Genomic DNA, 12091 nt, shown 5'->3' on the forward strand with positions numbered 1-12091 from the left:
ATCACTTAAACCCTTTTAGTTTTTCTTTTGTAAAATCACTCAAGACTAAACGACCACTTGTTTGTGCGCGTTCTGCTAAAAGTTCATCCCAGTCATCAGTACCTTTCCAAAATACTTTCTTCATTTCCGTCATAGCTTCAGTATTGTAAGTACATAAATGCTCAGCAGTAGCTTTAACAGCTTCATCAAGTGCTTCGGTACTTTCAAATACGTGCGTAAAAAGGCCTTTTTGTTTAGCCCATTCCGCAGGATAAAACGAATTGGCGTCAATAGCAATTTGAGACATTGCGCTCAATCCCATTTTACGTTCTATGGCTGGGCCAACTACAAATGGTCCAATACCTATATTCAATTCACTTAGCTTAATAGCGGCGAATTTTGTTCCCATGCAATAATCGGTCGAAGCCGCTAAACCAACACCACCTCCAACAGTTTTACCTTGGATTCGTCCTATAATAAACTTTGGACATTTTCTCATGGCATTAATCACATTGGCAAAACCTGAGAAAAATACTTTCCCAGTTGCAGCATCATTAATATTGATAAGCTCTTTAAAGCTTGCTCCTGCGCAAAACGTTCTATCTCCTCCACTTTTTAGAACAATAACTTTAATAGCGTCATTTTGGCCAGCATCAGTAATTGTTTTCGCTAGTTTTGCTAATATATCTCCAGGTAGAGAATTGTGAGCAGGATGAAAAAATTCGATATATCCTACTTCGTTTTCTATAGTTTGCTTAACGTATGGTTGTGTCATAATTTATAGTAATCCAAATTGTTCAAAGTGGTGATTTAAATGTTTACGTTCCATTAAATACCACTCATATTTATTTAATTCTCCAAATACCATATTGTTTAATTTGGCTTCTGGGTTCTCTTTGAAATAATTTAAATAGGCCTCTCTTTGTGTATTAAAGCTTTCAATTGCTGTTGCTAGATCTTCATGCTTCAATTCATCAAGCGTATCTTTTTCTAGCAATGGAAACTGTGAATTTTGTGGAAATTTCCTGTAATTATATAAACTGTTCTTTACTTTCTCAAGAATTTTTTCAGGTGTAGAAATTTCAAAATCTTGAATCTCGCCAGCTGCAATTTTGTAGGTATACTCTAAATGCTCAATCATGTGTTGAGGCGTCATAATTCCCCATTGTGGTTTTGTATCTTCAGAAAGCTTACTCAAACATTCAGCTATTTTGTCATCAGTCATTTCAACAAAGGTTTCTTGTTTTTTCTGAACCATAGTTAAAATAGTTGCAACGGCAACTAAAGGACTATCTTTTTCGTTTTTTTGACTTTCAGGTCTATTTTCAAAATTGGCATCAAACACTTCAACATGCCACTTTACAATACCACTTGGGTGTTCTGCTGAAGCGACATCACGATCTACTTTTTCCTTACAAGTTAATCGCACATAGATAGTATCATTATGATACAACGGTCGTAAAAACCGAATACTATCTAAACCATAATTTGCTGCAACTGGTCCTTTATTTGGATATACAAAAAGTCCTGCTGCTGCAGAAATGATAAAATAGCCATGAGCGGTTCTTTTTTCAAAAATACTTCCATCTAAAGACGTAATATCTGTATGCGCATAAAAATGATCCCAAGTAAGGTTTGCGAAGTTGATAATATCAGTATCGGTGAAGGTACGCTTATGCGTTTTAAGCGACATTCCAGGCTGGATATCTTCCCAATGGTACTTAAACGGATGCTGTTCTGCTTCCTTATACTTTGCATTTTGCTGATAAATTCCTGTGATTTCTGTTATTGTTGTTGGCGAACCTTGAATAGCAGTACGTTGTAAATAGTGTTTAATACCTCGCATTCCTCCCATTTCTTCACCGCCTCCTGCGCGTCCAGGACCTCCATGAACTAAATATGGTAATGGCGAACCATGACCAGTACTTTCTTTAGCACTTTCACGATTGAGCACTAATATTCTTCCATGGTGACTTGCCGCATTTACAACATAGTCTTTTGCAATTTTATCATCATTAGTAGCGATTGAAGACACTAAAGATCCTTTACCCATTTGAGCTAGTGTAATTGCTTCATCTAAATTCTTATATGGCATGATGGTACTTACTGGTCCGAAGGCCTCACGCTCATGAATAATTGTATTTTGAAACGGATGATCTGTTCTTAGTAAAATAGGGCTAATGAAAGCACCTTTTTCAGCATCAGCACCAACAGTTTCGATAGTATCCAAATCACCATAAACAATTTGTGCTTCTTTAACCAAATCGTTTACAGAATCTCTTACGGCTTGGACTTGTTGTCGACTCACAAGTGACCCCATTCTCACTTCTTTCAACCTCGGATCTCCAATAGTGACTTTATCTAATGCTTTTCCTAATGAAATTTGAACATCTTCAACTAAATTCTCTGGCACAATAATTCGTCTAATCGCCGTACATTTTTGTCCAGCTTTCACTGTCATTTCCTTACGAACTTCTTTAATAAACAAGTCGAATTCTGGTGTTCCAGGAATAGCATCTTCACCTAAAATAGAAGCATTCAATGAATCGGCTTCCATAGTGAATGGCACAGATTCTTGTATTAATCTTGGATGTGCTTTAAGCAAACGTCCTGTAGCTGCTGAACCTGTAAATGTAACAACATCTTGAGATTCGACGGTATCTAAAATAGTTTTTACAGTGCCATTAATAATTTGAAGGGCTCCTTCAGGTAAAATTCCTGAATTAATAATTTCTCTAGCGACAGCTTCAGCTAAATAAGACGATGAAGGTGCAGGTAATACAACTGCTGGCACTCCTGCCATCCAATTCACTGCGCACTTTTCTAACATACCCCAAACTGGGAAGTTAAAAGCATTAATATGTACAGCTACACCTTTTTTAGGTACCATGATATGGTGTGCCATAAAGCGTCCGCCACGTGAAAGATCTATTGGATCACCTTCAACATGATACGGCTGATTAGGAAACAATTTTCTTAAAGATGCATTAGCAAATAAGTTTCCAAACCCTCCTTCTATATCTATCCAACTATCTACTTTTGTTGCTCCAGTACGATAACTTAACTCATAAAATGCTTCTTTTCTTTTAGTAAGATACAATGCTAATTTTTTCAGCATATTTCCGCGTTCTTGAAAGGTCATTTTACGAAGTTGTTCACCTCCTTTGGTTCTTCCGTAATTTAGAATTTCTGGGATATCTAATCCTTCAATTGCAACGCTAGTGAATGCCTCACCAGTAATAGCATCGCGAATTGGCGTACCTTCTTCTTTTCCTGTTGTCCAAGTGCCTTGAACATAATGTTGTATTTTTTCCATTATAACTCGTTAAGCCATTATTCTTAATATTCTTCCTGTAATTTTACCTTCTATAGATTTCACATAACCATCTACAATTTTGCGCATTGGAACTGGTGTGTTTCCTGGAAAATAGTCCTTATATTTTTCAAATGAATCTTCTACCAAATCAGAGCATACGACATTGATACGCTTTCCTTGATCCAACTCTAAAGCCACAGCTTTAACAAAACTATTGATAGCACCATTTACCATTGCAGCACTAGTGGTCATATCTACGGGATCATCGGCTAGAATTCCCGTAGACAAGGTTATAGACCCATTTGAATTCAAATAGTCCTTGCCAATTCTTACCACATTAACCTGTCCCATCATTTTGCTTTTGATTCCTATGTAAAAATCGTCTTCGGAAAGGTTATCTAACTTATCCCACTTAGCATCTCCAGCAATAGCTACGATAGCATCTAATCGTCCTACAGATTCAAACATAGCTTTTATGGATCCTGAATCTGAAAAATCGACAGTTACATCACCTGAAGTTCTACCAGCGATTAATACTTCATGTTTTTGAGCTAAGCGTTCACTTACCTTTTTACCAATTGTTCCGTTTCCTCCTATAATTAAAATTTTCATCTAAACTCGTTCTATAATAGCGGCATACCCTTGACCAACACCAATACACATCGTAATTAGAGCATATTTCTTTTGTTGTTCATGCAATTCTAAAGCTGCTGAGTAAGCAATTCTTGCCCCTGTAACTCCAAGCGGGTGCCCAATAGCAATCGAACCTCCATTTGGATTTAATCGCGGATCATCATCTGCCAATCCCCATGCTCTTGTGCATGCGAGGGCTTGAGCCGCAAAGGCTTCATTTAGTTCTATAACATCTATATCATCCATGGTTAATCCAGCTTTTTCCAACGCCTTGTTTGACGCTTGCACTGGACCAATACCCATAATTCTTGGTTCTACACCTACCACAGCAGAACTTACAATTCTTGCCAATGGTTTTAGATTATATTTTTTAACAGCATCTTCAGAAGCAATAATTGTAGCGGCTGCGCCATCGTTTAATCCTGAAGAGTTTCCAGCGGTTACACTTCCACCTTCTTTTTTAAAGGCCGCTCTTAATTTTCCTAAAACGTCCAGTGATGTATTTGGTTTCACAAATTCATCCTTTGAAAATTGGATTGGATCTTTTTTTCGCTGTGGAATTTCTACTGTTACAATTTCTTTTGCTAATCGACCGTTTTCTTGAGCCTTTGATGCTTTCATCTGGCTCCAGTATGCAAATTGATCTTGATCTTCACGTGAAATATTATATTTTTCTACAAGGTTTTCAGCGGTATTCCCCATACCATCTGTTCCGTACATTTTATGCATTTTAGGATTGATAAAACGCCATCCAAACGTAGAATCATACATTTTAGAATCACCTCCAAATCCAGTTGATGGTTTTGCAATTACGTATGGACCACGAGTCATATTTTCGACACCACCTGAAATAAATAAATCGCCATCGCCAGCTTTTATAGCGCGATTGGCGTGAATAATGGCAGACAATCCAGAACTGCATAAACGATTAACTGTTTCTCCTGGAACTGTAAATGGTAATCCTGCTAATAATGATGCCATTCGTGCCACGTTACGATTATCTTCTCCTGCTTGGTTGGCACATCCCATAATCACATCGTCATAAGCTTCTTTGGGAATATTAGGATTACGTTTAACGACTTCTGAAATCACTAAAGCTCCTAAATCGTCTGTTCGAACAGCAGATAGAGTACCTTTATAATTTCCTATTGGTGTACGAACACCATCAATGATATATGCGTCTTTCATATAATATTATCTTTTATTCTTTCTCGACAAGTTTAGCCGATTTTATTGCTTTTTCACCATATTTCTTAAAGGCCTCATCCTGATTTTTTTCATAAAATGCAGTCACCATAATACTAGCTTCATCAGTATGTTCCTTGGCAAACATGAGCATATAGTAAGTCTTACCTTCACGCTCTATGGATTGTTTTAAAAATAAAATACGTTTGCCGTCATTTTTAAGTTCGCCTTTATCAAGTATATCTGTATCCTTATCTTCTGTGAGTTCGTTTTTTAAATCCTGCTCCAACTTTTCAAAAGATGATGGTACAAGCATAGCTACAATACCTGATTTTTGATCTTCAGTAAAATGAGAATTGCCTTGAGACATCGTAAATATACTTTTATCGATATCCATCTCTATGACAGAATTGAATAACATATTAAAGTCTTCTTTAATCTCGATTTCTTCTTCTACAACGTCATCTTCTTGTGTAAATCCGATACTTGTAAATAACATTGAAACAAATACAATGAGGTACTTTGCGTTTAATTTAATCATGTGTCCAATCTTTTTGAGTTCTATATACAATGCCTTTAAATAAGGCTACTAATTCTTCTCCACGTTTTACTTCTATAATATTGAAGCCTAATTTATTGTTTACTTTTTCTATAACCGATTCTGCTACCAAATAATCCCCTTCATCTAAGGCTTCTATGTGGTTAATACTCGTTTCAATAGATACGGCATACTTACCATGGGTATTCGCTGCAAAACCAAATGCAGTATCTGCTAATGAATAGCTAATACCTCCATGTGCTTTGTTCATACTATTGAGCATTTCTTTACGAATAGTCATTGCAACTTTACAGCGGCCAATTTCACATTCTAAAATCTCAATACCTAACCATTGACTGTAGGCATCTTGACTTAGCATTTTATATGGGATTTGTTCTCCTTTCATTTAAAAGAACGTTTTATTCTCTCTATTCATTTTACGCAACAACGGGCTACAACGATAGCGATCTTCATGGTACTCATCGTACAATTCATCTAGTTTTGACACACACCAATCGATTCCTTTTTCGTCTGCCCAAGCCAATAAACCTTTAGGATAATTCACTCCTTTTGTCATCGCATTATCTATATCTTCTGCTGATGCAATATTTAAAAACAAAGCATCTGCGGCTTCGTTAATTAACATGACTAACACACGATTAAAAATTTTCTCTGATAGCTCATTATTCTGGGATTCTGAAACAAGTTCAGGATGACGCTGAATCAATTTGCCATTATCGTCATAGTCATAATACCCTTTACCAGATTTTCTACCTAAATAGCCTGCTTCAGCAAATCGTTTTTGTGTGAACGCTGGTTTATATCTTGGATCAAAATAGAACGCTGTAAACACAGTTTCTGTCACTGTATAGTTAACATCATTTCCAATAAAATCCATGAGTTCAAATGGTCCCATTCTGAAGCCACCTAAAGTCTTTAAACTCCGGTCAATCGTTGCAAAATCGGCTATACCTTCTTCATAAATCCTCAAAGACTCACCATAAAACGGTCTCGCCACTCTATTTACAATAAATCCTGGTGTATCCTTAGCCACAGCGACTACTTTTTTCCAATCGGCAATCATCTGTACTGAAGTCTCTAAAACTTCTTTAGAGGTTTGAATCGCTGGAATAACTTCAACTAATTTCATTAAAGGCGCTGGATTAAAAAAGTGAATACCTATACAGCGCTCAGGCTTCTCTAAAGATGCTGCAATTGAAGCAATTGATAAACTAGAGGTATTTGATGCAATGATACAATCATTGGCCACATAACTTTCTAATTCTGAAAACACCTTTTTCTTGATCTCCAAGTTTTCGATAATGGCTTCGATTGTTAAATTTGAATCTGATAATGCTTTTAAACTATCTACATAAGAGATATTAGATTGAATTCGTTCTTTTTCAACAGTATCGATACGTCCTTTTTCGATGAGACGTGATAATATTTTTTCTAGAGCGGCTTTGGCTTTATCTAAAGCGGCTTGATTGGTATCGTATAATTTAACGTGACAACCAGCAGTGGCAGCAACTTGTGCGATGCCGCTTCCCATGGTTCCACTTCCAATGATTCCTACGTTCATATTATTTCCCTTTGAATTCTGGTTTACGTTTTTCGATAAATGCGGCTACACCTTCTGCATAATCTTCACTCTGTGCCGCTTCTATTTGTAATTTTGACTCAAGCGCTAGTTGTTCTTTTAATGTATTGGTCATGGATTGATTAAATAATTCTTTAATAAACCCTAAAGCTTTAGTTGGCATATGAGCTAGTTTATAAGCCAGTTTATTTACGTCATCTTCAAAGCTCTCTAAAGGCATAACTTTGTAAATCATCCCTAAACGTTCGGCCTCTTTGGCAGACACTTTATCGCCTAGCATAGCCAAAGCTGATGCTTTCTGGAATCCGATTAATCGTGGTAAAAAGAAAGTTCCTGCGCTATCAGGAACCAAACCAATTAAACTAAATGCTTGAATAAAACTTACGTTCTCATGGGCTACAACAATATCACAGGCTAAAGCAATATTTGCTCCTGCTCCTGCTGCCACACCATTTACTGCAGCAATAATTGGTTTTTTAATTTCACGTATTCTAGTAATGATTGGGTTATAATGTTCTTCGAGGATCTTTTTAAACCCAGGGTTTAATTCGGGATCTGTGACTTCTTTTAGATCTTGACCTGCACAAAATGCTTTTCCGTTACCAGAAAGTACAATGGCTCTCACTTGGTCATTAGTTTCACAATCGTCCATTATAGATTGCAGGCTCAATGCCATCTCTCGATTAAAACTATTAAATACTTCTGGTCTATTGAGCGTGATGTACGCAACCATGTTTTCAATTCTTAGTTGTATTGAATTACTCATACCTTATATTTTTCTCTCTTTTCTTTTTTCCATTGATGAAAAAAGAAACAAAAAAATCTAGACTGACTAAACCTTGACTAAATTTTTCTTTTGAATTCTAAATCTTCCGACCTTTTCAGCTAAAAAGCTGAATTCGAACAAGCGGAAGCTTCTAACGAATTCTTCAATTCAAATTTCAAGTCAACCTTTAGTAGGTCAATTATTATATTTCTGACCATTCTCGCGTTAGCAATTGAACGGTTTGTTTGAGCTCCTTGCAAAGAGCGAGTAGTGAAAGCGCGACCTTTGGGTAACGCCATAAATAAACTTTCACTATTTCTTGCTGTCATTTTAAACATTTAAAATAGTCGAATGGCTCTTGGCAATCCTCACACTGAAATTGTGCTTTACATGCTGTAGAACCAAACTGACTGACCAATCGTGTATTTTGTGAACCACAATTGGTGCATTTTACAATTCGTTTTCCATGGAGCAAGACATCTTTATCGGCTTCGGCTTCTAAAGGTGCTGCTATACCATAGTCTTCTAGTGCTTTTCGTCCTCTTGGTGTAATCCAGTCGGTCGTCCAAGCAGGATGTAAAATCAAATCAACTTGAGATTCGTAACCTGCCTCTTTTAATACTTTTTTAATATCATCACCAATGACATCCATTGCAGGACAGCCACTGTAAGTTGGTGTGATTTCTACTTTTACACTATTATTAACAATCACAGCAGAACGCACAACTCCCATATCCATAATAGATAATACTGGAATTTCAGGATCTGACACCTGTTCCAGTATTGGGATTAACGTTTCGTCTATATGTTGTTCTGTTGCGGTCATGTTTTTGAACTATGTCACCATTCCATATTTGGATAGGTACGTTGCATATATTGCAAATCACTTAATAAGTATCCTAAATGTTCTGTATGAACTCCTTGCTTTCCTCCTTTTTGAAACCATTTGGATTCGGGCGTTTGAAGTCTTGCTTCTGTTAATAGATTACTTACGCTTTTGTAATAATTATCTTTTAATTTTGTGACATCAACACCTATACCTTCAGCGACCGTAGCTTTATCGGCCTCGGTAAGATGGAATAATTCATCGGTATAAGTCCATAAATCATTTATAGCATCTTGCATTTTTTGGTTACTTTCTTCAGTACCATCTCCTAAACGTTTTACCCAGTCTGAAGAAAAGCGTTCATGATAGCTTACTTCTTTTATACACTTGTTTGCGATTGCCGAAAGTGTTAAGTCTGAACTTTTTTGTAGCTCAGCTAAAAAGGCTAAATGATAGACATCGAATAAGAATTGTCGTCCAATGGTATAGGCAAAATTGGTATTAGGTTGCTCAACCAATAGTACATTTTTGTACTCACGTTCTTTACGAAGCATAGCAATATCGTCTTCAGTTCTTCCATCTCCAGCTATTTTACCAGCATATTGGAAATAACTACGTACTTGTCCGAATAAATCCAACGAAATATTCGTGCAGGCAATATCTGTTTCTAAACTTGGTCCGTGACCACAGAGTTCTCCCATGCGTTGGCCAAGGATAAGGCTATTATCTGCAATACCAAGAATGTAGTTATATAAATTTTCGTTTTTCATCTTAAAAATTTGTTTGATGAGATTCCGAAACATGTTCGGAATGACGCAAGCGTCACATATGTTTTACTTCGTCTGGTAAATCGTAAAATGTTGGATGGCGGTAGACCTTATCTTGAGCTGGTTCGAATAATTCACCATTGTTCTCAGGATTGGATGCTGTGATATGCTTTGATTCTACAACCCATATACTTACACCTTCATTTCGTCTAGTATAGACATCACGTGCATTTTCTAGAGCCATTTCAGCATCTGCAGCATGAAGGCTTCCAAAATGCCTGTGTTCTAATCCGTTTTTACTTCTTACGAAGATTTCCCAAAGTGGCCAGTTTTTTGTTGACATAACTTTATATTTTAAACTGCTTGTTTTTCTTTTCTTTGTCTTTTCTTTTCTGCATGAGCCATGGCAGCATCGCGCACCCATTCTCCACGCTCCCAAGCACCAACTCTTGCTTTCATTCGTTCTTTGTTCATTGGCCCATGACCTTTGACAACTTGCCAAAATTCATCCCAATCGATTTCTCCAAAATCATAGCTTTGACGTTCTTCATTCCATTTTAAATCTGGATCTGGAATTGTTAGTCCTATCAAATCGGCCTGAGGTACAGTTTGATCAATAAACTGTTGGCGTAATTCATCATTTGTTTTACGCTTTAATTTCCATTTCATAGATTGAGCGGTATGCACCGATTTGTCATCTGTAGGACCTAACATCATTAAGCTTGGCCACCACCAACGGTTCAATGCGTCTTGAGCCATTTCCTTTTGTTCAGGTGTTCCATTGGCTAATTTGATCATAATCTCATAGCCTTGACGTTGATGAAAGCTTTCTTCTTTACACACACGAATCATTGCTCTGGCATAAGGACCGTAAGATGTATTGCACAATGGTACTTGATTAATTATAGCCGCACCATCTACCAACCATCCAATCGCTCCCATATCTGCCCATGTTAAAGTAGGATAATTGAAAATACTAGAGTATTTAGCTTTACCAGTATGTAACTGTTCATACAACTCATCTCTAGAGATACCTAAGGTTTCTGTAGCCGAATACAAGTACAATCCATGACCTGCTTCATCTTGCACTTTCGCAAGTAACGCGACCTTACGTCTTAATGAAGGCGCCCTAGTAATCCAGTTGCCCTCTGGAAGCATTCCTACAATTTCAGAATGTGCATGTTGGGACATTTGTCTGATGTGCGTTTGACGATACTTTTCAGGCATCCAATCTTTTGGTTCGATTTTTTCGTCCCTAGCGATACGCTCATCAAATTGTTTTTCTAAGCTTTTAATTTGCTCTTCACTCATAACTTTTGTTTTTAGTGACTCAATTTTTCCTTTTCAATATATGGTTGGTTTGATGTTTAATTATTGGGAATTACACATCAAAATCTACGACTACTTTTTCAGTTGTTGGCACAGCTTGGCAACTCAATACATAATTTTGCGCCACTTCCTTATCTTCTAATGCGTAGTTTATTTTCATTTCTACTTCACCATCAACAACCTGACATTTACAAGTACTGCACACACCTCCTTTACAAGCAAAAGGTAAATCGGCGCCAGCGCCTAAAGCTGCATCTAAAATATTATCATATTCTTTAGTCATGGTGAATGCAAATTCTTTTCCTCCATCAACTATTGTAATTTCTATACCTTCTACATTTTGTTGAGCCAGACGTTCAGCTCTCTTGATGTCTTCCTCAGAAAGTCCTGTAACAAATAGCTCGAAATGAACAAGGTCTTTTGATAAACCTTTATTTACCAGATAGTCGCTTACATAATTTACCATTTGCTCTGGACCACATAAGAACACTTCACTCGTATCTGGAATATCAATAAATGTTTTGGTAAGCACTTCCATTTTTTCATCGTCAAAACGTCCATTAAACAATTCGATATCTCGACGTTCTTTAGTTAAGAAATAATAGATTTCCAGTCGTCCAAAATAAGTGTTTCTGAGTTGCTCCAGTTCTTCTTTAAAGATAATGGATTTTGCGGTTTTATTCACATAAAATAACTTGCAAGTTGAATTAGGTTCAGATGCAAGATGCGTTTTTATCATTGAAAGGACAGGTGTAATTCCACTACCAGCAGCAAAAAATAAATAATTCTTTGAGCTTTCAGGCATGACGTCTACTCCAAATGTTCCACTTGGTGCCATGACCTCAATTTCATCTCCAATTTTTAGTTCTTCATTGACGTAAGTTGAGAATTTACCTCCTGGAATTTGCTTCACGGCAACTCGCCATTGTTTTTCAAATGGACTTGAGCACAAAGAGTATGAACGACGTACATCCTCTCCATTGATGTCTGCCTTGAGTGTTAAATGCTGACCTTGATTAAATTTGAATTCGTCATGCAATTCTGATGGAATTTCAAAAGCCACTACTGAAGTATCTTCTGTTTCCTTATAAATATCTGCAATCTTTAGGTTATGAAATTCTGCCATAGGTATAACTTAAACATTAAACTAAC

The 12091-nt window shown here is 36.8% G+C and carries 13 protein-coding genes; all 13 read right to left on the bottom strand.

The genetic code is table 11. From position 1 onward, the window contains the following. Position 1: 1 nt before the first annotated feature. The gene (locus tag KWG70_RS15795; protein WP_230937006.1) at positions 2 to 754 is read right to left on the bottom strand and encodes an enoyl-CoA hydratase/isomerase family protein; all 753 of its coding nucleotides are present in this window, start codon (positions 752 to 754) and stop codon (positions 2 to 4) included. Positions 755 to 757: 3 nt separating this feature from the next. Continuing rightward, the gene (paaZ, locus tag KWG70_RS15800) at positions 758 to 3295 is read right to left on the bottom strand and encodes a phenylacetic acid degradation bifunctional protein PaaZ (RefSeq protein ID WP_230937007.1); all 2538 of its coding nucleotides are present in this window, start codon (positions 3293 to 3295) and stop codon (positions 758 to 760) included. Between the two features lie 9 nt (positions 3296 to 3304). After that, the gene (locus KWG70_RS15805; protein ID WP_230937008.1) at positions 3305 to 3907 is read right to left on the bottom strand and encodes a short chain dehydrogenase; all 603 of its coding nucleotides are present in this window, start codon (positions 3905 to 3907) and stop codon (positions 3305 to 3307) included. Continuing rightward, complete coding sequence (pcaF, locus tag KWG70_RS15810; protein ID WP_230937009.1) at positions 3908 to 5116, bottom strand: 3-oxoadipyl-CoA thiolase; 1209 nt, start codon at positions 5114 to 5116, stop codon at positions 3908 to 3910. Positions 5117 to 5129: 13 nt separating this feature from the next. Beyond that, positions 5130 to 5654, bottom strand: coding sequence for a hypothetical protein (locus KWG70_RS15815; protein WP_230937010.1), 525 nt, complete (start codon positions 5652 to 5654; stop codon positions 5130 to 5132). After that, positions 5647 to 6057: a PaaI family thioesterase gene (locus tag KWG70_RS15820; RefSeq protein ID WP_230937011.1), complete on the bottom strand. Its 411-nt coding sequence runs from the start codon at positions 6055 to 6057 to the stop codon at positions 5647 to 5649. The genes KWG70_RS15815 and KWG70_RS15820 overlap by 8 nt, the downstream gene beginning before the upstream one ends. Then, positions 6058 to 7233, bottom strand: a complete 1176-nt coding sequence (locus KWG70_RS15825) for a 3-hydroxyacyl-CoA dehydrogenase NAD-binding domain-containing protein (RefSeq protein WP_230937012.1) — start codon at positions 7231 to 7233, stop codon at positions 6058 to 6060. A gap of 1 nt (position 7234) precedes the next feature. Further along, entirely contained in the window at positions 7235 to 8017 is a 783-nt protein-coding gene (locus tag KWG70_RS15830; protein ID WP_230937013.1) for an enoyl-CoA hydratase-related protein, read from the bottom strand. Between the two features lie 325 nt (positions 8018 to 8342). Continuing rightward, positions 8343 to 8843, bottom strand: a complete 501-nt coding sequence (gene paaD / locus KWG70_RS15835) for a 1,2-phenylacetyl-CoA epoxidase subunit PaaD (RefSeq protein ID WP_230937014.1) — start codon at positions 8841 to 8843, stop codon at positions 8343 to 8345. A gap of 14 nt (positions 8844 to 8857) precedes the next feature. Further along, entirely contained in the window at positions 8858 to 9613 is a 756-nt protein-coding gene (gene paaC / locus KWG70_RS15840) for a 1,2-phenylacetyl-CoA epoxidase subunit PaaC (protein WP_230937015.1), read from the bottom strand. Positions 9614 to 9665: 52 nt separating this feature from the next. Beyond that, positions 9666 to 9953, bottom strand: a complete 288-nt coding sequence (paaB, locus tag KWG70_RS15845) for a 1,2-phenylacetyl-CoA epoxidase subunit PaaB (RefSeq protein WP_230937016.1) — start codon at positions 9951 to 9953, stop codon at positions 9666 to 9668. Between the two features lie 11 nt (positions 9954 to 9964). Then, the gene (gene paaA / locus KWG70_RS15850; RefSeq protein WP_230937017.1) at positions 9965 to 10921 is read right to left on the bottom strand and encodes a 1,2-phenylacetyl-CoA epoxidase subunit PaaA; all 957 of its coding nucleotides are present in this window, start codon (positions 10919 to 10921) and stop codon (positions 9965 to 9967) included. 70 nt (positions 10922 to 10991) lie between these two features. After that, positions 10992 to 12065 carry a 1,2-phenylacetyl-CoA epoxidase subunit PaaE gene (gene paaE, locus KWG70_RS15855; protein ID WP_230937018.1) on the bottom strand — a complete coding sequence of 358 codons (1074 nt, stop codon included), beginning with the start codon at positions 12063 to 12065 and terminating at the stop codon, positions 10992 to 10994. Positions 12066 to 12091 lie beyond the last annotated feature (26 nt).

It is taken from the genome of Psychroserpens luteolus (assembly GCF_021032705.1).
GTDB classification, from domain to species: domain Bacteria; phylum Bacteroidota; class Bacteroidia; order Flavobacteriales; family Flavobacteriaceae; genus Psychroserpens; species Psychroserpens luteolus.